Annotated in this window: 23 protein-coding genes and 6 pseudogenes; 14 read left to right on the forward strand and 15 right to left on the reverse strand. The window is 69.1% G+C overall.

The genetic code is table 11. The features are described from left to right. Positions 1-18: 18 nt before the first annotated feature. Positions 19-216 carry a helix-turn-helix domain-containing protein gene (locus ABZX40_RS38355; RefSeq protein WP_356162831.1) on the reverse strand — a complete coding sequence of 66 codons (198 nt, stop codon included), beginning with the start codon at positions 214-216 and terminating at the stop codon, positions 19-21. Between the two features lie 383 nt (positions 217-599). On the opposite strand from ABZX40_RS38355, the gene ABZX40_RS38360 reads away from it, so the two are divergent. After that, positions 600-1,064, forward strand: a complete 465-nt coding sequence (locus ABZX40_RS38360) for a transposase (RefSeq protein ID WP_355749841.1) — start codon at positions 600-602, stop codon at positions 1,062-1,064. A gap of 277 nt (positions 1,065-1,341) precedes the next feature. Here the strand turns inward: ABZX40_RS38360 and ABZX40_RS38365 are convergent, their stop codons facing one another. Together ABZX40_RS38365 and ABZX40_RS38370 are read right to left on the reverse strand one after the other, a co-directional pair. Next, positions 1,342-1,479 (reverse strand): hypothetical protein, encoded by a 138-nt coding sequence (locus tag ABZX40_RS38365; protein ID WP_355749838.1) that lies wholly within the window; start codon positions 1,477-1,479, stop codon positions 1,342-1,344. Positions 1,480-1,678: 199 nt separating this feature from the next. Continuing rightward, a pseudogene (locus ABZX40_RS38370) lies at positions 1,679-2,770 on the reverse strand (HAD-IC family P-type ATPase); the annotation flags it as partial. Positions 2,771-2,865: 95 nt separating this feature from the next. Between ABZX40_RS38370 and ABZX40_RS38375 the strand changes: the two are divergent. Continuing rightward, entirely contained in the window at positions 2,866-3,255 is a 390-nt protein-coding gene (locus ABZX40_RS38375) for a metalloregulator ArsR/SmtB family transcription factor (RefSeq protein ID WP_355749835.1), read from the forward strand. Between the two features lie 119 nt (positions 3,256-3,374). Beyond that, positions 3,375-3,791, forward strand: a pseudogene (locus ABZX40_RS38380) (M4 family metallopeptidase); the annotation flags it as partial. Between the two features lie 6 nt (positions 3,792-3,797). Here ABZX40_RS38380 and ABZX40_RS38385 read toward each other — a convergent pair. Next, positions 3,798-4,052: pseudogene (locus tag ABZX40_RS38385) on the reverse strand (DUF4158 domain-containing protein); the annotation flags it as partial. 151 nt (positions 4,053-4,203) lie between these two features. On the opposite strand from ABZX40_RS38385, the pseudogene ABZX40_RS38390 reads away from it, so the two are divergent. After that, positions 4,204-4,361, forward strand: a pseudogene (locus ABZX40_RS38390) (IS630 family transposase); the annotation flags it as partial. A gap of 69 nt (positions 4,362-4,430) precedes the next feature. Here the strand turns inward: ABZX40_RS38390 and ABZX40_RS38395 are convergent. From ABZX40_RS38395 to ABZX40_RS38415, 5 genes are all read right to left on the reverse strand, one after another. Continuing rightward, positions 4,431-4,565, reverse strand: coding sequence for a hypothetical protein (locus ABZX40_RS38395; RefSeq protein ID WP_355749832.1), 135 nt, complete (start codon positions 4,563-4,565; stop codon positions 4,431-4,433). A 349-nt stretch (positions 4,566-4,914) separates the two neighbouring features. Then, positions 4,915-5,136: a hypothetical protein gene (locus ABZX40_RS38400; protein WP_355749830.1), complete on the reverse strand. Its 222-nt coding sequence runs from the start codon at positions 5,134-5,136 to the stop codon at positions 4,915-4,917. A 681-nt stretch (positions 5,137-5,817) separates the two neighbouring features. Next, positions 5,818-7,500 (reverse strand): IPT/TIG domain-containing protein, encoded by a 1,683-nt coding sequence (locus ABZX40_RS38405; protein WP_355749827.1) that lies wholly within the window; start codon positions 7,498-7,500, stop codon positions 5,818-5,820. Positions 7,501-7,994: 494 nt separating this feature from the next. Continuing rightward, positions 7,995-8,576: a hypothetical protein gene (locus ABZX40_RS38410; RefSeq protein ID WP_355749824.1), complete on the reverse strand. Its 582-nt coding sequence runs from the start codon at positions 8,574-8,576 to the stop codon at positions 7,995-7,997. A 90-nt stretch (positions 8,577-8,666) separates the two neighbouring features. Beyond that, positions 8,667-8,798, reverse strand: a complete 132-nt coding sequence (locus ABZX40_RS38415; protein ID WP_355749821.1) for a hypothetical protein — start codon at positions 8,796-8,798, stop codon at positions 8,667-8,669. 266 nt (positions 8,799-9,064) lie between these two features. Between ABZX40_RS38415 and ABZX40_RS38420 the strand changes: the two genes are divergently transcribed. From ABZX40_RS38420 to ABZX40_RS38430, 3 genes are all read left to right on the forward strand, one after another. Further along, positions 9,065-9,313 (forward strand): DUF6207 family protein, encoded by a 249-nt coding sequence (locus ABZX40_RS38420; RefSeq protein WP_355749889.1) that lies wholly within the window; start codon positions 9,065-9,067, stop codon positions 9,311-9,313. 764 nt (positions 9,314-10,077) lie between these two features. Next, positions 10,078-10,488, forward strand: coding sequence for a hypothetical protein (locus ABZX40_RS38425; protein WP_355749818.1), 411 nt, complete (start codon positions 10,078-10,080; stop codon positions 10,486-10,488). A gap of 90 nt (positions 10,489-10,578) precedes the next feature. Next, positions 10,579-11,982 carry a VanZ family protein gene (locus ABZX40_RS38430; RefSeq protein WP_355749815.1) on the forward strand — a complete coding sequence of 468 codons (1,404 nt, stop codon included), beginning with the start codon at positions 10,579-10,581 and terminating at the stop codon, positions 11,980-11,982. Positions 11,983-12,479: 497 nt separating this feature from the next. Here ABZX40_RS38430 and ABZX40_RS38435 read toward each other — a convergent pair whose 3' ends face one another. The 3 genes from ABZX40_RS38435 to ABZX40_RS38445 form a co-directional block, all read right to left on the reverse strand. Beyond that, the gene (locus ABZX40_RS38435) at positions 12,480-12,653 is read right to left on the reverse strand and encodes a hypothetical protein (protein WP_355749812.1); all 174 of its coding nucleotides are present in this window, start codon (positions 12,651-12,653) and stop codon (positions 12,480-12,482) included. Between the two features lie 127 nt (positions 12,654-12,780). Continuing rightward, positions 12,781-13,461, reverse strand: a complete 681-nt coding sequence (locus ABZX40_RS38440) for a hypothetical protein (protein ID WP_355749809.1) — start codon at positions 13,459-13,461, stop codon at positions 12,781-12,783. Then, complete coding sequence (locus ABZX40_RS38445) at positions 13,458-14,036, reverse strand: sigma-70 family RNA polymerase sigma factor (protein ID WP_356162834.1); 579 nt, start codon at positions 14,034-14,036, stop codon at positions 13,458-13,460. The genes ABZX40_RS38440 and ABZX40_RS38445 overlap by 4 nt, the downstream gene beginning before the upstream one ends. A gap of 814 nt (positions 14,037-14,850) precedes the next feature. Here ABZX40_RS38445 and ABZX40_RS38450 point away from each other — a divergent pair. The 5 genes and pseudogenes from ABZX40_RS38450 to ABZX40_RS38470 all read left to right on the forward strand — a co-directional run. Next, positions 14,851-15,174: pseudogene (locus ABZX40_RS38450) on the forward strand (Tn3 family transposase); the annotation flags it as partial. Positions 15,175-15,858: 684 nt separating this feature from the next. Beyond that, the gene (gene ltrA, locus ABZX40_RS38455; RefSeq protein WP_355749806.1) at positions 15,859-16,926 is read left to right on the forward strand and encodes a group II intron reverse transcriptase/maturase; all 1,068 of its coding nucleotides are present in this window, start codon (positions 15,859-15,861) and stop codon (positions 16,924-16,926) included. A 36-nt stretch (positions 16,927-16,962) separates the two neighbouring features. Next, positions 16,963-17,124: a hypothetical protein gene (locus ABZX40_RS38460; protein WP_355749803.1), complete on the forward strand. Its 162-nt coding sequence runs from the start codon at positions 16,963-16,965 to the stop codon at positions 17,122-17,124. 420 nt (positions 17,125-17,544) lie between these two features. Further along, positions 17,545-18,066, forward strand: coding sequence for a SigE family RNA polymerase sigma factor (locus ABZX40_RS38465; protein ID WP_355749883.1), 522 nt, complete (start codon positions 17,545-17,547; stop codon positions 18,064-18,066). Then, a complete protein-coding gene (locus ABZX40_RS38470) occupies positions 18,063-18,641 on the forward strand; it encodes a PASTA domain-containing protein (RefSeq protein ID WP_355749800.1) in 579 nt (192 codons plus the stop codon). The genes ABZX40_RS38465 and ABZX40_RS38470 overlap by 4 nt, the downstream gene beginning before the upstream one ends. Before the next feature lie 332 nt (positions 18,642-18,973). Here ABZX40_RS38470 and ABZX40_RS38475 read toward each other — a convergent pair whose 3' ends face one another. Continuing rightward, on the reverse strand, positions 18,974-19,102 hold the full coding sequence (locus ABZX40_RS38475) for a hypothetical protein (protein ID WP_355749797.1): 129 nt from the start codon (positions 19,100-19,102) through the stop codon (positions 18,974-18,976). Here ABZX40_RS38475 and ABZX40_RS38480 point away from each other — a divergent pair. Further along, positions 19,101-19,406, forward strand: coding sequence for a hypothetical protein (locus ABZX40_RS38480; RefSeq protein ID WP_355749794.1), 306 nt, complete (start codon positions 19,101-19,103; stop codon positions 19,404-19,406). The genes ABZX40_RS38475 and ABZX40_RS38480 overlap by 2 nt on opposite strands. Before the next feature lie 222 nt (positions 19,407-19,628). Further along, positions 19,629-21,068, forward strand: a pseudogene (locus ABZX40_RS38485) (NF041680 family putative transposase). 127 nt (positions 21,069-21,195) lie between these two features. Here ABZX40_RS38485 and ABZX40_RS38490 read toward each other — a convergent pair. Beyond that, positions 21,196-21,441 carry a hypothetical protein gene (locus ABZX40_RS38490; protein ID WP_355749791.1) on the reverse strand — a complete coding sequence of 82 codons (246 nt, stop codon included), beginning with the start codon at positions 21,439-21,441 and terminating at the stop codon, positions 21,196-21,198. A 340-nt stretch (positions 21,442-21,781) separates the two neighbouring features. Continuing rightward, positions 21,782-22,441, reverse strand: coding sequence for a hypothetical protein (locus tag ABZX40_RS38495; RefSeq protein ID WP_355749788.1), 660 nt, complete (start codon positions 22,439-22,441; stop codon positions 21,782-21,784). Positions 22,442-22,851 lie beyond the last annotated feature (410 nt).

Consider the following 22,851-nt stretch of genomic DNA (forward strand, 5'->3'; position numbering starts at 1 on the left):
ATGAATAGTTCACCCAAGTCATCTAGCTTGCTGCTGCTCGATCCATTTCAGGACCTCAGAAGTCTTGAACTGTATCTTTGCGTTCTTCCCGGTACCGAACCTGTAGGCCCTCAGACCGCAGCGCCGGGCATCCCGGTAGACCCAAGTAAGTGACATGTTGAGAAAATCAGCTGTCTGTTGAGCATCCATGAACCGAGACTCCACACTTTCCTCCATTGCCGAACCGGATGCGGCTCTGCCGTCGCAGAGTTCAACTGGAACCAATAGTCGCCACGATCGCCGGTTTGGCTAATCGGCGATCGTGGTCTATGTTTCGCGCTGAAGCGACAGCTCAGTCGGTTCCTTCGCCCTGCATTCGCAGGAAACTGCAACGGAGCGGGCCAAGGCAGCCCGGCAGCAGGTAGGAGGCATGACCATGACACCGCAGCCTGGGGACAAGTCCGTACGCTGCGTGAGGTCACGCGTTGGGGGGTCGGGTGCTGCGCAGGGCTGATGCAGCGCCCTCAAGGTATCGCTGACCAGGTATTTTTCGAGCAGTCATATACGTTGGCATAGACCGGGGGCGGGTTCCAGCCCTTGCTGGATCTTCCTCGTCTGCCGTGAGCGAATCCCCTCGTTCAGTACTGCACCTGGCCGTCGAGCAAGGCCACAAGCCCATGTCGATCGTGATCACGGCAGGGCAGCACGGGGACTCGCCGCAGTTCGAACCCGTACTGGAGAAAGTCCGCGTGCCCCACATCGGACCGGGCCGGCCATGCGTCCGCCCCGAGAGGGTCCGCGCGGACAGGGCGTACGCCTCCCGCAGGAACCGGGCCTACCTGCGCCGCCGCGGAATCCGCTGCACCATCCCGGACAAGGCCGACCAGGCACGCAACCGCCACAAGCTCGGCTCCTGCGGCGGCCGGCCGCCGTATTTCGACCCAGCCGACCACCGCATGCGTCATGCGGTCGAGTGCGGGATCAACCGCCTCAAGAGGCACCGCGCCGTCGCCACGCGACACGACAAGCTCGCGGCCCGCTCCGAGGCGACCGTCGTCGTCGCAGCCATCAATGAGTGGCTGTGACCCTCGGCCGTCATGCGGTGGGATCCACGTTCCACGCCGCAGGCAGATCGCTGCCGCAGAGACGCAGACGAAGTCGTCCTGGACATCATTGCCGACCAGGCCTGCCAAGCTGGCCGTACTCCAGCGACGCTTCTTCAGCCTGGTTCACAGCAACGACGCCAACATCAAGTTCGAACCTGCCGGTGCCATGCCCGTCATGTGGAACAGCGACGAGTGGCTCCACGCAAACCGTCGCTGAGGACAAGCCTCGGAGTGCAAACGCCCGCTGCGGCAGTCACTACCCCGTCGCGGTAGCCCTCCAAGCAGCAGTGACGCACGCTTCTTCCCAGTGCCACCACTCCTTCGCCTCACCGTGCTCCAAGAGCTTGCGGATCCGCTGCAGGTCCGCCTGCGGCGCGACCTCGAGCGCCACCATCCCGTACCGCTCGATACCCTCGCCCGTCGTGCCGAGCTTGTGAAGATCTCCAGGACGCTTTGCCTAGCAGCAGCTGATCCTCTGTCCTTCAACACGATCAGCCGGATCGTGCAGTTCTCCGAGGCTCGGACAGTCTCTCCTGCCCAGAGAAGGCCTTCGCTGTCGGGCTCCGCCTGGATGATGTCCCCGCTGGCAACTGCCCGGTTGCGGGAAGGGGACGGATGTCGGTGACGCGAGGGGTGCCCTCGTTGAGGGTGTCGGTCTTGTCCAGGGCGACCAGGTCGACCTGGCCCAGGCGCTCCATGACCACCGCGGACTTGGCGAGCACGCCGCGCCGTCCGGCGTTGGCGATGGCGGAGAGCAGCGGCGGCATGGTGGAGAGCACCACCGCGCACGGGGATGCGACGATCATGAACTTCATGGCGCGCAGCAGCGCCGAGCGCAGTTCGTCGCCGAGGGCGAGCGGCACGGCGAAGACGGCGAGGGTCGCGAGGACCATGCCGATCGAGTAGCGCTGTTCGATCTTCTCGATGAACAGCTGAGTGGGGGCCTTCGTCTCGGAGGCTTCCTCGACCATCTTCACGATCCGGGCGATCACCGAGTCCGACGGGTTCCGCTCGACGCGGACGCGCAGGGCACCGGTGCCGTTGACGGTGCCGGCGAACACCTCGTCGCCCTTCTGCTTGGCGACCGGGAGGGGTTCGCCGGTGATGGTGGCCTGGTCGACGTCGCTGGTGCCGTCGAGGACCTGGCCGTCGGCGCCGACCCGCTCACCGGGCCTCACCAGGATGGTGTCCCCGATGTTGAGCGACGCCGCGTCCACGCTCTCCTCGGACCCGTCGGGCAGCAGGCGGGCCGCGGTGGTGGGGGCGAGGTCGAGCAGCCCGCGCACCGAGTCGGCGGTCCGCGCTGTCGCGATCGCCTCCAGGGCGCCTGAGGTGGCGAAGATGACGATCAGCAGCGCCCCGTCGAGGACCTGCCCGATCGCGGCGGCGCCGAGCGCCGCGACGACCATCAGCAGGTCCACGTCCAGGGTTTTGTCCTTGAGGGTCTTCAACCCCTCCCACCCCGGCTCCCAGCCGCCTGTGATGTAGGTGGCGGCGAACAGCGCACCCCACAGCCACACCGGACCGCCCAGCAGGTAGACGGGCAGAGCCAGGAGGAACAGCACCAGCGCCGCGAGTGCCCAGCGGGCCTCGGGCAGCGCCAGCAGCCGCGTGCGGCGGCGCGGAGCCGCCGGGCGCCGTTCGCCGGCCAGCGGCGCGGGCCGCTGATCCAGGACAGAAGACATGACAGAACAACCCTTCACCGGCGAACCGGGGTGACGCCACCACCATACAAGAATACATGAACAGATATTCAGGTGTTATCGCTATGATGGCCTGCATGGGTCACGGAACCGGCACCACCAGCAGCGCCACCACCCGCGAGCGCCTCAACGCGGTCGGCACCGCCGACGTCGCCGCCACCCTCCAGGCCCTCGCCACCCCGTCCCGGCTCCACATCCTGGCCCGCCTCCAAGAAGGCCCCTGCTCGGTGAGCGACCTCGCCGAGGCCGTCGGCATGGAAGCCTCCGCCTGCTCCCACCAGCTGCGCCTGCTGCGCAACCTCGGCCTCGTCACGGGAGAGCGGCACGGCCGGTCGATCGTCTACGCCCTCTACGACAACCACGTCGCCGAACTCCTCGACCAAGCCCTCTACCACGTCGAGCACCTGCGCCTGGGCGTGCGCGACACCCCTGCCCGCGCAGCCGAACCGGCCACCGCCGGGCAGTAGCGGCCGGCCCTGCCGCGCGGCCTGACCGGGAGCCGGGCCGGTCCGGTCCGGCATCCTCGTCCGGCTCCGGTGGGTCCGGGTCGCGCAGCGGGCGCAGGGCACCGGCGGCCGGGACCCGGGCCGACTGGCTCCTCGGTACGGGAATGCTCGCCCCGGGCCGCGTGGCCAGGGCACTGCGCTCCCTGGCCGCACCCGGCACGGCCTACGACGACCCCACGATGGGCAAGGACCCCCAGCCGGCCCACATGGACCACTACCGCGAGGTGTCCCTCCAGGAGGACTTCGGCGGGGTGCACGTCAACTCGGGTATCCCCAACCGCGCTTTCCACCTGGTCGCCATCGCCATCGGCGGCAACGCCTGGGAGAAGGCGGGCCGGATCTGGTACGACGCCGCCACCGGCGGCAAGCTGTCCGAGGACGAAGCCACGTTCGCCGACTTTGCCAAGCTGACCGCGGCCGTCGCCGAAGACCTCTACGGCGCCGGAGACGAACTGCAGGCCGTCAGCAACGCCTGGAAGACCGTCGGCGTGCTCTGACCCCGCCCTTGCCACCTCGGCGACCTGCCGCGCCGGCGCCGACACCCCCGGCAGCAGCGCCCGGTGCAGGCGCGGCCAGCCCACCGCGTGATCGAACAGCCCCCTCGGGCCCTCGGCATGTGCCGTCCACGCCCGCCTTTGCAGGAACGCGCGGAACTCCCGGCCCAGGGCCCGGTCCTCGAGCAGCTGACAGCCGTACGCCTCCCGGATCTCCCACGAGTGTTCGTACGCCGTCGGCCGCCGCTCGGTATACCGCTTGATCTGGTAGGCGTCCCCGATCTCCAGATGCCCCACCGCCGACCACGGCACGGCGAGGGGTCCTCCAGGAGCAGCCCGATGCACCCCACGCCCGTCAGCCTCACGGCCGCGCGGTATCTCGGGGTGCTCCTGGACGACCCGGCGGACGTACTGCCGGGGAGTCCACCGCTCCGTCCAGGCCCTCGAACGCGACATCCGGGCCTGGCTCGCCGACTGGAACGACCACCCGCGGCCCTTCGTCCGGACGAAGACCGCCGACGAGATCCTCGACAAGGCGCCGCCCACTGCCACCGAATCCCTGACTCAGATCACTGGGACTTGTCCGGTGGATCATGTTCGGAGCCAGACGGTGAGGGCTGCGGCGGTTGCCGCTGGTATCGGTCAGGCTTGCTGGCAGTAGAAGTCCCCGGCGGCGGGGTTCGGTACGGAATCGCAGGCGTGGCTCATGCCCGCCGAGCCCATGGTGACGAGGACGGTGAGAGCGAGAGCGGTCAGGGCCCTGCGCAGTGTGGTCATCGGGAATCCCCCTGCTGATTGACGTGCGGGACGGCTCCGGGGCCGTCCCGACAGCCAATGTAAGAGCGGAATCCGGGCCGCTGAAGGCGCAGCACAGCCAAAGAATGCCCGAAAAGCGACGGTTGACCACAATGCTCGGTCCCGTGGGGCGCGCTGCGGCGAAGCGCGGCTGGCTAGCCGCTCCGGTTCCGGGCGTACATCCGGACACATGCCCGAGGCAGTCAGGCATGTCCCCCGCATTCCCCCGGCGACGGACCGGGTCTCCCCGCTATCGACCAGGCCGGACTCCACATCGCCGGAATGTTCATCTGGTCCGCTCGCTGACCGGCGCCTTCTGCCCTGGCGGACGTCAGTTCCACGGTTCCCGGTACGGATCTTCGCCCAGCACCTTTGCCGCAGCCACGCAGAGATCCTCTCCGTAGAGCTGGCCGCTGCCCCATTCGGAGCCCCAAAGGCCGGTTGCGGCCTGGGCCACAGCACGCCAGGTGTACTCCTCATCGACTCGCCACGTGCGGATCTGAGCAGCCATCTCCGGCGTAATCGTCGCCGGATCCACAGTGTCATGCGTCATTCCACCGACCCTAGGGACTGTGCCCACACTGCGGCCATTGGGTTACACCCCTCGCGCACGCGCCAACTGCCAACTCTCGGAATCCGGGAGGGCTCAGGAGCCAACACAACAAGATCCGTAAGAGAGCTCCTGGTGGGAGGCCGTCGCGGCGCGCAGCCCCCACCGGGCAAGCCCGGCCTCCGGAGGCGACGCACTGCCGGACCGGGCCGGGTGGGCCCGCGGCTCCTCACAGACCTGCTGGCCCACCCACCCTCCGACCGCCGACCACCAACTGACGAGAAGACGGATGATCCGGATGAGCCCGCGCTTCACATACCGCGCCCGGACTTCGGCCCTCTGCTATCTGGCCCTGATGACGGCCGCCGGCCTGGTCCGCGGCTTCGCCGGCGCCTCCGGCGACGGCTGCCTGGCCGCGCTCTACTTCCTGTCCTTCCCCGGCTCCCTGCTGGTTGTCGTGTTCGTCCTGTTCCCCCTGAACGGCTTCGTCGGCGGCATGGACCCGGACAGCACGAACTCCTTCGGCCCGATGCTCTACTTCGTGGGCGGTTCTGCCCTGAACGTCCTGCTCATCTGGAGTGCGGCCAGTCTTCCGCCATCTGCGACAGGCGTGCCTGACCCGACGTCACACCGGGAGCGCCCGCGCCGGCAGTCCGACCTGATCCGGCCGCAGGATGTGAGGGGTCAGGGGCAGGTGGTCAGGATGACGGAGACGACGGTGCAGGTGACCGATGCGGTGTCATTGGCCGGGTTCGGGTCGGCAGGGGTGGACGCGGTCCGGGTTCCGGTGGCCTTGACGTGGCCCAGGGACAGCAGATGGAGCGGGACGCGGAACGTCTTCCCCGCCGATGCGCCGTTGGCGATCGCCCCGTAGGAGCAGGTTACGGTGGAGGAGGAGACGGTGCAGTCGGGGGAGAGGTTGGTGGCGGTCGCGCCGGGCGGCAGGGACGCGTTCACGGTGGCAGAGGTGACCGTGTCGGGCCCGGTGTTGCGGGCGGTGAGGGTGTAGGTGAGGTAGGGCACCAGGATGCCCAGATGGGGCTGTGCGGAGATGCCGACGTCGATGTCGGCGGTCGGGGCGATGTAGGTGAACTCACCGGCCGGTGTGATGCTGCTGGTGCCGCCGGGGGTGGTGACCCGGACATCGACCGTGCCTGCCGTGTGCGCGGGGGTGGTGGCGGTGCAGGAGGTCGCCGTACAGGTCACGCCGGTGGCGGGGGTGCCGCCGAAGGTGATGGCGGTCGCGCCGTTCAGGTCCGTGCCGGTGATGGTCACGGGGGTCCCGCCGGCGGTGGTCCCGCTGGTCGGCGAGAGGCCGGTGATCTCGGGCGCCGGGATGGTGTGCAGGGCTACTTCCCTGGGGCTGCTGAGCCCGCTGGCCACGGTGGTGACGGTGTTGGTGGCGGTGTCGATGGCGTAGAGGTATCCGGGGACGGTGGAGGTCCCGCTGACCGGGTCGGGGACGTAGACGGTGGTTCCGGCGGAGTTGACCTCGACGTCCTGGGGGACGCTGAAGCCTCCGACGGTGGTGGTGAGGGTGTCGGTGGCGGTGTCGACGACATGGACGCCGCTGCTGAGCGGGCTGCCGCCGTAGACGGTGCTGCCGTCGGGGCCGATCGCCACGCTGGTGGTGTTGGCGGCGGCGGGGATGGTCGCGCTGACGGTGTTGGTGGCGGTGTCGACCTTGGTGATGCCCGCGCCGGCGGTGGCGACGTAGACGGCGGTGCCCGCCGGGTTGACGACGGAGCCGAAGGCGGCGGCCGACATGGGGATGCTCGCGGTCACGGTGGCGGTGGCGGTGTCGATGACGACCAGCCGGTTCGGCCCGGAGGTGGCGACGTACGCAGTGGTTCCGGCCGGGTTGAGGGTGATGCCCTGGAGGCTGCCCGCGACGGGGATGGTCGTGGTGAGGGTGTTGGTGGCGGTGTCGATGATCTCCACGGCATGTGCGGTGGTGTCGGCGACGTAGAGGGCGGTGCCCGCGGGGTTCAGGGCCAGCGCTGTGGGGATGCCCGCGAGCGGGACGGTCGCGGTGACGGTGTTGGTGGTGGTGTCGACGACCGCGACCGCGTTCGCGAACGCGGTCGCCGCGTACACGGTGTTGCCCGCGCCGTCGATCGCCACGTCCTGGGTGTAGCCGCCGGCCGGGACCGACGCGGTCACGGCTCCGGTCGCGGTGTCGACGACCGAGACGGCCTGGCCGTTGAAGTCGGAGACGTAGGCGGTGGTACGGCCGGACTGTGCCGCCTGTGCGGACGGTCCGGTCAGGGCGACCAGGCCGGTCGCGGCGAGCATGACCGAGAGGGCCGCCGAGACCCTGCGGCGCCATCGGGTGTGCGGGGCTCTCGGCCCTGTGGTGGAGCGCATCGTGGATGTCCCCTCTCCCCACGGTCCCGCGTCCCGGTGGCGGAGCACGACGGCCCGCGACGACCACCGGGGCGGAACCGTACGGTCCCCGCCCATCCCGGTGGCGAGATGCCCGCCGGGTCTGAAAGAACCAGGGCAATCCTCGGGCCACGGGAGTCGGGCCCGCCGCCCGGAACACCGGACCTGACCGGAAAGCCGCAACCCGCGTCCGAATCACCCCCACCCCCACCGCCTGCCCGTTGCCATGACGATGTGCCAGTGACCGGCGGTGATGAACCTGAAGAAGGTGACAGTGAGAACGCCGGGAGCGCTGATGCAGTGAACGACGACCGCGCCGGCGCCCGCGAAGCCCCCGCGCTGCCGATCAGGGCGCACCGTCCGCCGCGCGCCGGGGCCAGAGTTTCACCGCGTCGTTTTCAGGCGAGCGCGGCCCGGACACTGGCCTCCAGCCGGTCCGCAGTCCGACATCACGGTGATGATGCTGCGCGGAGCGGTCACGGGGAACTGGCCTGGCTCACGCCGTCGGCGTCCAGGGCCCGGCGGGCGGCTTCCACGAAGATCTCCAGGGCCTCGGACAGCGTTCCGAGCCCATCGTCGCACTGCTCGATCAGTTCTTCGCGGGGCATTGCCCGTAACTTAGGGGACGCCCGGGGCAGTGAGGCCAGCGCCCTCAGCTGGTCACGGCACTCCATGATCGCCTCGACGATGGCCTCGGTGCTGTCTGAGACCTCGATGGGGCCTTCGATCATGACGCGAGCGCGGACCCGGAGCACCTTGCTGCTCTCTTCCAGCATGGTTTGGACTTCGTCCCGGGTGTAACTGCGGGCCTGACTCATCGTACTGACCAGGGTCCCGACGGACTGAGTCTGGGCAATGAAATCAGCATATGCCTGGCTGCGCGGCTCCCGGCGTTCCCGGGCGTGCTCGAAGCGCCGCTGATGATCTGCCTGGATGTGCTGCGCGACGATCTGCTGCTGCACGTTGCGCACTGCCAGCCACCCACCGGCCAGAGCTGCCATCCCGGTTCCGACTGCTCCCACTGCTGCTCCGAGCACGGCGGCTATGCCTGCGTCCATCGGCCAAGTCTCCACGACGACGGACCCTGGTAAAAACACCCGATGGGGCAGAGGCTGCCTCAGCTGGTCAAGTGCCCGTCTGGAACCGGCCTACCGCCCGCCGGGCGGGGAACTGTCGGCCTGGCCGCCGGGGCCGAGCACCCGCCGGGACGCCGGAGCCTGTGCCGGGGCGGTGCTGAGGACGCCCCGGGAACGCATCTCGTCCAGGTCGGGGAGGCGCACACCGGGGAGGTCCTGCAGGTCGGCCTGGGCGGCGCGCAGGGTGTGCGGGACCTGGGGCCAGAGCCGAGAATGCGGCGGGCTGTCACCCGGTCATCGTACGTTCGGCAGGGCCCATTGGATCTCGTACTGCGCGGATCGCAGGCCGTGGGCGTCGGGCATCCCTGCTGAGACAGCCCGGCCAGAACTCCGGCTGCCCGGGTCCCTCCTGGGGGTGACCGGCCGCAGCAGGACGAACCGGCAGCGGCGCCCGCAGCGTTTCCCCGGGCATCACACCGACGAACTACCGGCACCTCGCCGAACCCGGGCTCGCCGTACTCGACATCACCGCGGCCGACGAACCGACGGTCACCGCGATCGTGACCGCCCTCGACCGGCTGTGGGCCACCTCCGGACCCGCCCCCGCCCGCCGGACACCCGGCGTACCGGGCGTCACCACCCGCCTCTACCTCGACGTCCGACGGGCCGCACCCGGACCCGCACCGGCCAGCGGCCATACGCAGGCCAACGGTATGTAGGACCCCGAGGGTAGGTCGGCTCGCTCGGCCTGGGCAGGCGAGCGGACCGGCCAGCGACCGATCCCTCCGCAAGGAAGACCGCGATCGACGGGCCGACGTCGCTGAGGGGCGGCGGGCGACTGCCGGAAGCCGGGCGATGCCGTCTCCCGGGCCGCCGGCGACGATGATTGCCGGCCGCAGGCACAGGGGGACCTCGGCCGGGCCATCCCGCTGTACGAGCAGACCCTCACCGGCAGCGTAGCTGCTCGGTGTTCTCCATGGTCTCCCCCTGCCGGCCGGTACCGGACTTGTGGTCGCTGCTGCCGCCGCCCACGGCCCGTCTTGAGCGAGGTGGGCGCGGACGGTCTTGGCTTCTAGGTCGCTCGCCCGGGGCGAACACCAGGCGACCCGGCCCTCTCTGCCGTCGCCGAAACGGCCACCGGCAGGGCGTCGGCCACGGCTCAGCACTCCCTCGCCGGGCCGACTATCTCCTGGAACGGCGGGACGACGGCGACGCCGTCAAGGGGGGAATCGACCGACAACCCCGAGAGACCGATTGCCATCCTCGATCTCCGGCACCGGCGCGGGCCGAGGACCACATCCGGGCCGCCCAGGCCCCTGGCCTGCGCGACCTGCTACCGCTCCCTACAGTCCAGACCAAGGCCTGGCTCGAAAGGAACTCCACATAACGATCGTTACGTGATCGACTAGTCACAACATTTTCCGCCTGCGCCGCACTCCCGTATGCGGAAAGCTGGCATGCCCACTACAGGTAAGGGGATTCCATGCGCCGTATCGCCAACACCGCCCTCGTGGCCCTCGCCATCACAGCCGGATCTGTCATGTTCGGTGCGCCGTCCGCCTCGGCCAACAGCTACTGTTCCAGCTCTGGCTACACTGAAACCGGCGAGCCCATGGAGCGGTGCACCACGCTGTCCAACGGCATTCTGACCGTCAAGCAGGCTTCGAGCGGCGTCGTCAGCACCGCGTACTACAAGTCGGGGGGATCCACCATCTCCGCCCGGCTTGGTTATTCACGCTCGGGGTCCAGCCACTACAAGCCCGCCGTCTCCATCGCTGTGGGCGCAACGAGCCGCGCGACGTGGTCGCTGAGTGCCAGCGCCTACTGCACCAGCACGATAGGCCTGCTCAGCTACAGCGGCGGCACGTACCAGACGCCGGCCTCGCACTGCTGAACCAGAGTCCTACAGGCCCCGTCTACCAAGGCGGGGCCATCTCTCTCCCCGCCCCGCACTGCTCGACATAACCACACAAGGAACCACGCCGTGTTTTCCGCCATATTTCAACACAATGTCGGCTATCTGGCCGTGTGCACAATGATCGGCCTCGTTCTCGGTGGCGCGGCGTGGACGCTCGCCCGCAAGCGGGGGAATCCTTACGGGGCATGGTGGTCCGGGCTCGCCTTCACTCTCACCGGCGTCCTCGGTGTCACTTTCATGGGCGGCGGCTCGGCCAGCGGTGCGTGCGTCCTCAACCATCAGTTCGCTGAGCCCTTCCGCACCACGCAAGGGTTGTGGAACCTCGCCATGATGGTGCCTGTGAGTGCCTGCGCACTCCTGGCTATCCGCCGCCCGCTGCCTGTCCTGGTGGGTGTCATCGCGCTGCCCCTGGCCATCGAGTTCACCCAGGCCACTGTCAACGGCCTGGGGCGCGTGTGCGACAGCTCGGACGCCGAGATGAACATCATCGGCGGGTTGATCGGGCTTACCGTTGTCGCGGTTGTGCTTGCAATCCGCCACTCGCTGGCCTGGCAGGCGGGTGCCAAGGGCGCTCTGATCACTTTCGTGGTGCTGTTCCTTCTGGGCTCGGGGGTGGCGCGTCCGATGCTTGCCTTCACGAACGTGGACGGCAGCAGCCTCGCCGACGCAAGTTCCGGCCAGGAGCAGGCCGTTGAGGCCGCCGTCAGGGAGGCGTTCGGTGACCGATACAAGATCGGCAGGCAGTACGAGCAGCCGTGTGTTGACTCCCCGTGCACCAACATCATCTTCATCCTGCTCAGCCGCGAAGAAGGGCACTCCGAAGAATTCGGTACAGGCAGCCTCTCCTGGCCGGACAAGAAGCACCTGACCGTGCAGTTGGAGAACAGTGACCGGCCCACTGTCATGGGATACCCGGTGGGAGGGGCGAAAGCCCCGTCTACTGATGCAGCAGCCTTTCACATCGCGAAGTCGTACGCTCAGCAACAGTATCCGTGGGCGATGAGCGCGACAGTGCGTGAAACATTCCCCGTGGGGGCAAAGGCCGAACTCGGCTGGGCCACGAACTGGCGATGGACCTACCGCGGCGTTCTGATGCCCAGGATGCTGGACGTCCAGGTGGACAGGGCCGGTCGTGTATCTCAGATTGATGTCACTCTTGGCCCGACCCAGGTGCAGCTTCCCGAAGCAAAGCTTGACGCCGGGGAAGCCGAAAAGGCAGTAAACAAGGCAGTAACGGCCCAACTCCGGGCCAATGGAAACGCTGGCACAGAATTCAGCACCAAAGCGGTCACCGTGAAGGCGGTCGAGCGAGACGGTGATTGGCAGCCGAACTGGCTTGTGAACGTGACATCACCCAGCAACGGAAAAAGCGATGATCCGCAGGAGCAGACAGAGGCCACGATGTACAGCGTCAGCGCTATAACTGGACAGGTATACGACGCAGGCGGGCAGCCTCTCGAAGCCAGCTGACGCCCACCATCGGCGTGAACTGCACACTGCTGGTCGTGGGCCGGCTCGCGTGACGCCTGAGACAGCACGAGTGGTGGGCCATAGAAGGAGACTCCGTCGTGGTAACGATCGACAACCGGGTGCCCACGCTGGTCTGACGAACGGCCACAGCCGCCGCCCGCACACCGCCAGGTAGACGGCTCTTCGGAGAGCACCCGGGAAGGTCTCTGGGCGGGGTACGGTGCGGCGGGAAGGGCCCCGTCCGTGGACCGGGAATCCAGAGACGGGAGCCTGCGGAAGCCGAGGGCTTTGGCCTGAGCCTCATCCAGAGGAGCTCAGGTCAGCCCCTGGGCCACCTCCCCGGCTTCCCCGCGATGAAATACCAGCAGGTCCTCGGCGCGCGGGAGCCAGCGTTCGACCGCCTCGACCGCCCGGCTCAGCCGCCTCCTGGGCGCCGACAGCACCGCAGCCGTGACCGGCCGGTGCTGTTCGGGCCGGTGCGCCGGGTTGTGCCCGGGTCACAGCAGGCGCTGGACCCAGACGGAGACGAGGCTGACCGCTCCGGCTCTGACGCCGTAGCAGGCACCGCGCAGGGCGTGGACGAGGGCGGTGCGCCGGCGGCGGGCGGCCCACCGCAGGATGGTGATGAGCCGTTTGCGGCGCTTGCGGGCTGAGGGGTGGTTAGGCTCCACGGCTGACGTCCCTTTCGTGTCGGCGTCGTCGGGGAGTCCCGCCCGGCCGGTGGCCTCGGAACCGGTGGCCGCAGCGGGACCCCCCTCTTTTTCTGCCTCTCGTGGTGTGAGGTTCGGGCGGGGTGGTTCAGCGGCCCGCGGTGAACTCCTCCAGGCGGGCCACGAGCCGCCGGTCGGGCAGGGCGATGAAGCCGGGCACCGGCGTCTGGGCGGCGAGCCGGTCGACCTCGCTCTCCAGGGCCCCGTCCGGGGGCAGCGCGCGGGAGCCGTTGGCGCGGACGTAGCGGGCGAAGATCTCCAGCGCGGTGAGGAAGACGGTGTCCGGGGGGAGGCTGTCCGCGCCGGCCGTTGACCGGGTGACCTGGTAGTACCAGTGCCGGGCGCGCTTGGACTCGCCTGCGGCGAGGTGGTGGAGGTGGAGGCAGTAGGCGGCGGGGCGGCTGTCGGCGCCGGCGGCGAGCTGCCACCAGAACTGGGCGGACAGCGAGTGCCCGGTCAGGTGGAGGAGGCAGGCGTAGACGAGGGTGCCGTCGGCGTCCATGCGGTCCGCGTCCAGGAGACTGAGCGGGTCGAGGCCGGGGTCTTCGGCGATCTTGGAGATGTGGCGGGCGGAGTCCGGCTCGTTGAGGACCCACCGGCAGACAATCTTCAGGCGCTGTCCGGCCTGGGCGGCGCGGTGGACGTCGGTGGTCGGGGTGCGGCGGGCGGCGTCGGCGGCGAGGCGGCGCAGGCCCTGGGCGACGTCGAAGGGGGCGGCGGCGACCGGCAGCCGGGCCTGGTCCAGGAGGGCGTTGAGGGTGATGGTCATGGCCGTGCCACTTCCTTTTCCTTCTTCGGGGGCCTCTTGCGGTCGTCGGGCAGGCCGAGCCTGATGCGCAGGCGTTCCTTCCCGCGCCGCAGGTGGTGGCCGACGGTGCGTTCGTCGATGCCGATGTACCAGGCGATCCGGGCGACCGGGTAGCCGAGGATGTAGCGGAGCACGATCACCTCGAACTGCCGTCCGGGCAGTTCGCCGATCGCCTCGTACAGGCCAGTGCTGGACTCCAGGCGCAGCAGTTTGTCCCGGGCGGTGGCCAGGGACGTGTCGAGGGCCTGGGCGATGGGTCCGTTGATGACGAACGCCGGGTCGCGTCCCTCGAGTTCGAGGCGCTCGTGCACGACCCTGCGCACGATTCCCCAGGCGCCCTGCTCGAGGCTGTCCGCGGCGAGCAGGGCTCCCCAACTGGCATGGATCTGGAGGAACACCTCGTGCACGACTTCTTCGGCCACCTCGCGGGAGCCGAACTGGACCTCGGCGTAGGCGTGGAAGACCTCCTGGTGGCCCAGGTAGTACCCCTCGAAGTCCAGCGGCAGGTCCAGTGGCGGGTAGATGGACTGCGGCAGGCCGGTCCCGTGTTCCGGCGGCGGGGCCCTTCGAGGGCGTCATCGAGACTCACACAGGCCTCCCGTACGAGAAGCACATGGTCAGGCATCCTCTCCGTCGAGGGATCGGTCGGCACGGCCCGGCGCCAACTCCCCAGCACCGGAGGCCCCATTGAGGGCCTGACACCTACCGAAGTGATCCGGACGGCGAATCACTCATGACCATCAGAGGAAATTACCGACGGTCCCCGCGCGATCGCGCTGTGCAATTTTCAATGAGCACTGCCAGTCACCCTCGGTAGCACCCCTGACCAGCCCTGACCCGCGCGAGGGACACCACGAACACCCCTGCCCATCAGGGAAGTGTTCTGCGTCACACCAGCACTCCAACCCGGCGCGCGCCCCGCACACACCAGCGCGCACACACCCCGCACGCCCCCGGCCCGGCTTCCCGAACGGGCGGCCGGGGTGGCGGGACCGCACCCGGCGCCGCACCGCGGGCGCGCCCGGGTTCTGCGGTTGTGAAGCCCCTCAGGTGGGGCAGTCGCCCGGCTCGCGTCAGGGGCGAGGTGGCCCGGCACCGGATTCCGCGCGCCCGCGGCTCGCGGCGCAGCCTGTGACCTCATCGACGTTCACGCAGCGGCCCGACACCGCTCCACCCGCCGGCCTGGAGAACCTCGGCCGCCGCGCTTCCCGCTACGAGTTCAGCCTCCACAACCTCCACGACTTCCCACATGGGCGCCGGTGAGGGCGGGCTCACCGGCTGGCCTCGGTGACGCCACCCGCGAGCTCCCCCACGATGTCGGGAACACCCCCGCTGCGCGGGGCGGACCAGGAAGGCCGCCACGCTCTCGCCCGGAAGATCTTCCACGGCCGGGCCGGGCAGCTCTATCAGCGCTACCAGGACGGCATGGAGGACCAGATCGGCGCCCTCGGCCTGGTCCTGAACGCCCTCGTCCTGTTCACCACCCGCTACATGGACGCAGCCCTCACCCGGCTCCGCGCGGATGGCTTCGATGTCCGCGACGAGGACGTCGCCCGCCTCTCGCCGTTCGTCCGCCACCACATCAACGTGCTCGGCCGGTACTCCTTCCAGCTCCCCGACCTGCCCGGCGGGCTGAGGCCCCTGCGCGACAAGCAGGCCACCGACGACGGGTGACGGGCTCTGGCCCGGCTTCCGGGGCACGCGGCGGGGGCATGAGCAGCTCTGGGCTCTGCGCGGCCCGGCGGCCCCGGACTGCGTATCCGCGGTTCTTGTGTCCTGAACATGAAAGGGAGTTGGTCGTAGGGCAGCTTCCAGAAATGGTGCTGTACGGAAGATGAAGGTTTTGTGGTCTTTCGAAGCCGCCCTGCGGGGGGGGGAGGCTTCAAACCGCCTCATGCCGCGTTGGCTGAAGACCGTCGTGGTGAGCGATGAGGAAAAGGCGTCGTAAGAGGCGTCAGGTGGGGACTGAGAAGACGAACGCAAGTGAATCGCTGCTGACGTGTCGAAAGGGTAACAGGCGACATCAGAACCGAGGTGGGAACCGAGCCTCGGGATAAGTCTGGCGGGTGCCCGTTTATTGGCCAGATGGTGTCCGGCATGTAGGCGACGTGAGTCCAGTCTGCGGCTTTCGTATGGAACAGGAGAAGGCATACCCCGATATTGCTCGCCACATAGTGGTGGGCGAGAGGGAGCGCCCCAAGCAGCGGACACTGCAAGGGGTTGAGTACCGATGCGGGGTGGGCTGGCGGACCGGCTCGTAGTAGTGGTGAAGCCCCTGTAATGGGGGTGGAGCGAAGGGGCCGGGTCGTTCGTGACTGTGTTGATCGCATCAACCGGACGTCGTCCGGGAGGAGTCCGATGGGCCAGTTGAAGTCTCAGGTCAAGCCGTTTGATATCTCGAATTGGGAAGTCAAGGAGGCGTGGGAGGAGGTCAGGGCGAATAAGGGTGCGCCTGGTGTGGATGGGCAGAGCATCGACGACTTCGAGAGAGACCTGAAGAACAATCTCTACAAGGTCTGGAATCGCATGTCGTCAGGCTCATACTTTCCGCCACCGGTGCGCGCGGTGGCCATTCCTAAGCCGCACGGCGGCGGTGAGAGAATTCTAGGGGTTCCAGCTGTCGCTGACCGGGTGGCTCAGACCGTGGTGGCTCGTTATCTGATGCGCAGGGTGGAGACAATTTTCCACCCTGACAGCTTCGGATACCGGCCCGGACGGTCCGCTTTGGACGCAGTGGGGAAATGCCGGGAACGCTGTTGGAAGCGGGACTGGGTGGTGGAGTTCGACATCGCCCAGTTCTTCGACAGTGTGCCCTGGGACCTGCTGGTCAAGGCAGTGGAAGCGCATGCCGATGCCGTCTGGGCGAACTTGTACGTGCGGCGGTGGCTCGCTGCCCCGCTCGTCATGCTGGACGGCTCCCGAGTCGAGCGGGAACGCGGGACGCCGCAAGGCGCTCCGGTTTCCCCTGTTCCGGCGAACCTGTTCCTGCACTCTGCGTTCGATGCCTGGATGGCCCGGGAGTTTCCGACTGTCTGGTTCGAGCGCTATGCGGACGACGCGGTGCTGCACTGCGTCACGGAGCGTCAGGCCCGCGCTGTGCTGGCCGCGCTCACAGACAGGATGGCCGAGGTTGGGCTGCAACTGCACCCGGCCAAGAACCGGATCGTGTACTGCAAGGACGAACAACGCCGAGGCTCCTTCGAGCACACGGCGTTCACGTTCCTCGGGTACACCTTCCGTGCCAGACGGGGCCGGACCCGGCATGGCAGGCACTTCCTGTCGTTCGATCCGGCAGTGAGCAAGGACGCCCTGAAGAAGATGAGCCGGGAGGTGCGCTCCTGGCACCTGCACACCCGCTCGGAACTGTCCTTCTACGAACTCGCCCGCAGGGTCAACCCTGTGGTTGCGGGCTGGATCAACTACTAGGGGCGTTTTCGGCCCGCGGAGTTGCATCCCTTCTTGATGCGCATCAACGCCTACCTGGCGCGCTGGATCCGCCAGAAGTACAAGCGGCTCGCGGCCAAGCGGAAGGCCATCGCGAAGATGCAGGAGATCGCCCAGCGATACCCGCGCATGTTCGCGCACTGGCGCTGTACCCCAACCGTGAACGCCGTGGCGGTCTGATGATCAGAGCGACAAGAGCCGTGTAACGGCCGACTGTTACGCACGGTTCTGTGAGAGCCGGAGGGTGAGATTCCCTCCGGCTACTCGGCAAGCGGCTGATTACCGCGCGCGAGCTGCATGTGTTCTTCACCCCGTCCGCGCCGACGTCGGCGAACGTAGTATCCGGCAAGAGGCGCCCCCGTTCTTCTCGGCCGACTGCGGGCCGCCCGCCCGGCGGCCCTCCGCTTTGCCGGGCCCCGCCCGCACCCCGGGCGACAGCGGCGCGAGGCCCTGGGACACCCTTCCGTCCCGGCTGTGATTCACGTCACTGCCGGCGGCTCGGTGCAGCACCCGGCCCCGTTCCGCCGTCATGGGGGCAGTGATCGGGACGGGACGAGGAGAGGAGGTCGGCAGGTGAGGTTTCGCAGGAGCGGTCCGGGCATCGGATTCACGGAGTTCGTCGCACAGCGGTCGGGAGCGTTGTTCCGCACCGCGTATGCGCTGACCGGTGACGTGCACGTGGCCGAGGATCTGGTGCAGGAGGCGCTGGAGCGGGCGTGCCGACAGTGGGGGAAGGTCGCGGTGGCGGACTCGCCGGAGGCGTACGTGCGCAAAGTGCTGGTCAACCTGGCCAACGACCGCTGGCGGCGGCTGTCGCGCCGGGGCGAGCGCCCCGGGCTGTCGGGGGTGCCCGAGACGGCCGACCCCCGGGACCGGTTCGGGCAGGTGGATCTGCGCGCGGAACTGATCGAGGCACTGCTCGGGCTGCCGATGGGCATGCGCAGCGTGGTGGTCCTGTACTACCTGCACGATCTGGACGCCCGGCAGGTCGCCGACGTCCTGGACATCTCTTCGAGTGCGGTGAGGTCCCAGCTCGCCCGCGGCCTGGCCAAGCTGCGCGATTCCGTATCGGGCGCCCAGCCGCCGCACACGCCGTCGGCCGCTTTCGGAGGTACGAAGTGAGGAACACGTCGTCCGGACCGGCCCCGTTCGAGCCGGGCCTCGAAGCCGAGCTGCGTGCCGCGGTGGCCTCCTTCGCCGACGGGCCGACGGCGCCGGTCGTCGACGCGGCCGCGATCGAGCGAGCCGTCAGCCGCAGCCGCACCCGCCGGGCGCTCCTGGGCACCGCTGCGGCGTGCTGCGTGCTGGCGTGCGCCACGGTGGGGTTCTTCGCGCTGAAGCCCGTGCCGCCCGCGCCCGGCGCCTCCCCGTCCCTGTCCCCACCGGCGAACGGCGCGTGCACCCCGCTCGCCACCGGCACCCCCAAGAGCGGAAGCGCCGATGCGACTCCGACACAGGAGCAGGAGCAGACCGCGGGAGCGGGCATCGCGCTGCCGGACCTGGCCGGCATGCCGGTCGAACAGGCCGGAAGCCTGCTGCGCGGACTCGGACTGAGCTGCACGATCATGCGGCACACGGACTGGAACGCTCCCGCCGGGCAGGTGATCAGCAGTCAGCCCCGGGGCGGCGCAGAACCGGTGGCACCGGGCTCGTCCGTCCTCCTGCTGGTCTCGACGGGCCAACCCGGCGGAACCTGAGCGACCGGGCCCTTCGGCCCGCGCACCGGCCGAGTGACCCAGGGGCCGGTGCCGGGCAGTCCGTCGACCGCGGCGCACCGGCTGGACGCCCGCCCCTCCGGGCCGCTGCTGGACTTTTCCTGGACGCGCGGGCCTGGACGACCGGGGAGGGCCTGGTGGTCGAGGAACTCCTGCAGCACCGCATCGACACGGCGACGCACGTCCCGCAGGTCCAGGGGGTCAGGGGGCAACCGCACGACGTTCACGCTCCTCCGGCCAGCCCGTGGCCCGTCACCGGGTAGCCGGTGTCGGCGTGAAGGGCGGTGCACCGCGGGGCCTGGCCGTGAACCAGTTCACCAGCCCCGCCACCAGGACGAACAGCCCTGCCGGGGGAGCGCGCTGGAGCGCACACCGCTCCGCGCGCGGGTCAGCGGCGGGCGTCCCGCGGCCGAGGACGACTGGACGGCCCTGCGGCGCTCCATGGACTGCATCCTCGACCCCTACCGCAAGGACCCCGAGCACTCCCTCGCGCTGACGACGCTGGTCCGGCAGACCTCATCGCTGTGCGCGCGGCGCCTGGAGAAGCAGGACGGCTGGCGCACAGTCCTGGCCCGCGCCCTCGCCGAGCGCTCCGGAAGCCCCGACCCCGGCACACTCGCCCAGACCGTCCGGGCCGCAGCGGCCCTGGACTGCCTCAATGTCGCCCTCGACCACTGGATCGCCTCCGACGGGCGGGCCAACCTCGACGCCCTCCTCGACGAGGCGTTCGCGGTCCTCGCCACGTAGAGGCACCGCTCCACGACGGCACTGCCCTGTGCACACAAGCCCAGAGGCGGGCAAGTAGCCCATCACCAAGCGTCACAGATCAAGAGGATGCGGGACAGCTTCTCACCTTGTTCCTTAACATCCGGCGGTCACTCTTTGGAGTGATTGCAGGGTGTGAGGCGACCTTCCTCGTGATCCTGAACTCTGCGACGAGACACAGGAGTTCACGAGGATGGTCGTGGGATGAGTGTGCTGGCGCCGGTCCGCGATGGTGAGACGTTCGCGGAACTATCACGCTTTCGGACGGCCTTCTACGGCTGTCTGTCCGCCCGGGCGGACGCGTTCTTCGACCTGACCGACGCGCTGCTGTGCGCGGACGGGCCGACCCGGACGCCGGTCGAGCTGTCGCTGCTGGCCGAGCACCAGCGCGGCTACGGCTCGCTGTACGGGGCCCTGAACCACGGCCAGCTCGACATCGACGCCTTGCGTGACCTGCTGATATCGCTGCCGCTTCCTCGGTTCGCCGGGCGGATCGTGCTCACGGTGGACGTCTCGCCGTGGCTGCGGTCGGACGCCGCCTGCTCGCCGGATCGGCTGTTCTGCCTGGTCCACGGCCGCAACGGCCGTTCATCGGACCACGTGGTGCCGTGCTGGCCGTACTCCTTCGTCGCCGCGCTCACCCCGGACCGCACGTCGTGGACACAGGTCCTGGACGCGGTCCGGCTGGGCCCGACAGACGATGCCGCGGCGGTCACCGCCGACCAACTGCGGGCCGTGGTCGAGCGCCTGGTCGCGGTCGGTCAGTGGCAGCGCGGCGACAGCGACGTCCTGGTCGTGATGGACGCGGGCTACGACGTGATGCGTCTGGCCTGGGTCCTGCGGGACCTCCCCGTTGAACTGGTCGGACGTCTGCGCTCGGACCGCGTCCTGCAGCTGCCGAAACCGCCGCGCGTCTACGACCGCAAGGGCGGCCGGCCGCCCAAGCACGGCAAGGAGTTCAGCCTCGCCAGGACCGAGTCGTGGCCCGAGCCGTCCGTGGTCACGGTGAACGACACACTCCGATAAGGCAAGGCCGAGGCCCGAGCCTGGGACCGACTTCACCCCCGGCTGAAGCAGCGGTCCGCGTGGATCGACCACGGCAGCGACCTCCCCCTCATCGAGGGGACGTTGATCCGACTCAAAGTCGAGCACCTGCCCGGCGACCGTGACGCCCCACCGGTCTGGCTGTGGTCCTCCGCCACCGGCGCCACCTCGGACGAAGTCGACTTCGTCTGGTCGTGCTACCTGCGCAGATTCGACCTGGAGCACACCTTCCGCCTGTTCAAGCAGTCCCTCCGCTGGACGCGGCCACGGCTTCGTGACCCGCAGGCTGCGGACCGGTGGACATGGCTGGTGATTGTCGCGCACACCCAACTCCGCCTCGCCGCACCGATCGCCGCCGACCGGCGCAAGCCCTGGGAGAAGACCACCAGCCCCGGCCGGATCCTCACACCGACCCGAGTCCGGCGCGGGTTCCGGGACCTCCGCCCGTACCTCGCTCTCCCGGCCCGTGCACCGAAACCCAGTCGGCCCGGCCCCGGACGCCCACCTGGCTCCAGAAACCGACACCCCGCACCCCGCTACGACGTCGGTAAGACCGTCAAACGCCCCGCCACCATCACCGAACGTAACCAGAAATGTTAAGGAACAAGCTCACCGGGGCTCCCCGTCGGCCGGGCTAGTCGGCCCGCGGGTCGGGGGTGATGCCGAGTTCTTTGAGGACCTCGTCGACGAGGGCGGGGTCCACGGGCACAGCGTGGCCGTCGGCCGGTCATGGCAGATCGACGATCACCGGCTGCGCGGGTGCCGGTTCCGGCCAGCTGAGACCGCGGGGCGGATCCATGTCCGCCAGGAGGGGCCGGGGCCGGTCCGGGTGGGCCAGAGCGCGGGCCCGCGCAGAGGCGTCCATGGTGGTCTTGCCCTCTCCTCCGGGCTGGACCGTCTTGCCGTCCAGCATTCGCCGCGACAGCCTTTCGAGCTCGGTGACCCTGCTGTCGGCGGAGACCGGGGCGGTCATGCCGGCAGACCGGCAGCGAGTTCGTCTAGGCGCTCGTCGGCGGAGGTCCCACACACCCCCGCCGCAGCCCTTCCCGCATCTACGGTGGGTATTCGGCAGTCCGGGGCCGGTCGCCGCCGCAGGGGCGTCAGCCTGCGGGGCGGCGGCGTCCTTCGTCTCCTCGGCGGTGGACATGGACGGCGAGGACGTCACCGAAGGCGGCGCCCAGGCGGTGACGGGCTCGGACAGCGTGGACGAGGCGGCGGGCGCGGCGGCCGTCGGCGCTGGGGTGTCCGGTCCGGCGAAGGCGACCGTCGCGATGATGACAACGGTGACGCAGGAGGCGGCTGGGCATTCCCGGCTACGCACCGGGTGCGGTGGTGCTCATCCGGTGGATGAGCGTGGAGTTGGTGCTGGGCTGGTGGCTGAGGGCGAGGCTGTGGCGGGGCAGTGTGCGGAGGTGGCGCAGTATCTGATGGCGGGTGGGGGTGTTGTGGTGCTGAGCGAGGTCGAAGAGGTCGGGGTAGCGGTCGGTGGGGCCGGTGATGAAGACGTCGTGGCCGGGTTGTGCGGGGGGTGGGGTGCGTGGTGCGTGCGTGGCGGGGTTGATGCGGGTCTGGAGGATCCGGTCGGCGGTGGCGTGAGTGGTGAGGGCGAGGTGGAACCAGCGCTGGAGCTGGTGGGGCCAGAGCTGGGCTTTGCGTTCGCGGCCGTCGGGGGCGTAGAGCGGACCGGGGCTCGTGCTGGTGGTGAGGGCGTGGGTGACGGCGGGGTGCTGGGTGGGATGAGGTGGCTCGCCGTTGTGCAGATGGTGGCGGACGGTGGGGGTCCGGCCGAGGGCGTTGAGGAGGCCGAGGCCGAGGCCGATGGTGGTGGCGGAGGGCCAGGGCCAGCAGGGTCCGCTGGTGGTGGCCGCCGAGCCGGAACGCGTACGGCTCGATGAGCACCAGCGGAACGGTCCCGACCGGCGGGCGGTTCCCTTCCCGCAGTGCGGCGGGCCAGGCGGCGTGTCTGGCAGCACACGCGCACCAGTTGCCAGGCGGAGTGGTCGCCGACCAACCTGGACAGGCAGAAATACTGCCTTGTTGAACATCCCTTTCGAGAGCTTCAGCCAGGTGTACGGAACTTGGCCTAGCCTCACCGACCAGGCACGCAGCGCGTGGTGGGGGCGGCACGGAGGAAGTGCATGATGCGACTGGGGACGGCTGTGCGCGGTCCGGGGTGACATTCTACGTTCGCCCTCGGATCGGTCGCGATGCCAGCGAAAGCCCTCTTCCTCTCCAGGGTGGCGCGCGGGGACGTCCGATCGTCCGGCGAGGCTGGGACCGTCCGGAGGCCTAGGAGTTGTCTTCAATTGTCACGCCCACATCAGGAGCGATGCGAGGGTGACGGCTGCCTGGTAGGACTCGGCGGTCTTGTCGTAGCGGGTTG

Origin of the sequence: Streptomyces sp. NPDC004610 (assembly GCF_040609715.1) — a bacterium.
Taxonomy (GTDB): domain Bacteria; phylum Actinomycetota; class Actinomycetes; order Streptomycetales; family Streptomycetaceae; genus Streptomyces.

Bases quoted from the DNA above. Each gene is read 5' to 3' on its own strand.
- ABZX40_RS38355 (WP_356162831.1), bottom strand. From the start codon at position 216: ATGGAGGAAAGTGTGGAGTCTCGGTTCATGGATGCTCAACAGACAGCT.
- ABZX40_RS38365 (WP_355749838.1), bottom strand. From the start codon at position 1,479: ATGGTGGCGCTCGAGGTCGCGCCGCAGGCGGACCTGCAGCGGATCCGC.
- ABZX40_RS38375 (WP_355749835.1), top strand. From the start codon at position 2,866: ATGGGTCACGGAACCGGCACCACCAGCAGCGCCACCACCCGCGAGCGC.
- ABZX40_RS38395 (WP_355749832.1), bottom strand. From the start codon at position 4,565: ATGACCACACTGCGCAGGGCCCTGACCGCTCTCGCTCTCACCGTCCTC.
- ABZX40_RS38400 (WP_355749830.1), bottom strand. From the start codon at position 5,136: ATGACGCATGACACTGTGGATCCGGCGACGATTACGCCGGAGATGGCT.
- ABZX40_RS38405 (WP_355749827.1), bottom strand. From the start codon at position 7,500: ATGCGCTCCACCACAGGGCCGAGAGCCCCGCACACCCGATGGCGCCGC.
- ABZX40_RS38410 (WP_355749824.1), bottom strand. From the start codon at position 8,576: ATGGACGCAGGCATAGCCGCCGTGCTCGGAGCAGCAGTGGGAGCAGTC.
- ABZX40_RS38425 (WP_355749818.1), top strand. From the start codon at position 10,078: ATGCGCCGTATCGCCAACACCGCCCTCGTGGCCCTCGCCATCACAGCC.
- ABZX40_RS38440 (WP_355749809.1), bottom strand. From the start codon at position 13,461: ATGACCATCACCCTCAACGCCCTCCTGGACCAGGCCCGGCTGCCGGTC.
- ltrA (WP_355749806.1), top strand. From the start codon at position 15,859: ATGGGCCAGTTGAAGTCTCAGGTCAAGCCGTTTGATATCTCGAATTGG.
- ABZX40_RS38460 (WP_355749803.1), top strand. From the start codon at position 16,963: ATGCGCATCAACGCCTACCTGGCGCGCTGGATCCGCCAGAAGTACAAG.
- ABZX40_RS38480 (WP_355749794.1), top strand. From the start codon at position 19,101: ATGGACTGCATCCTCGACCCCTACCGCAAGGACCCCGAGCACTCCCTC.
- ABZX40_RS38475 (WP_355749797.1), bottom strand. From the start codon at position 19,102: ATGGAGCGCCGCAGGGCCGTCCAGTCGTCCTCGGCCGCGGGACGCCCG.
- ABZX40_RS38490 (WP_355749791.1), bottom strand. From the start codon at position 21,441: ATGACCGCCCCGGTCTCCGCCGACAGCAGGGTCACCGAGCTCGAAAGG.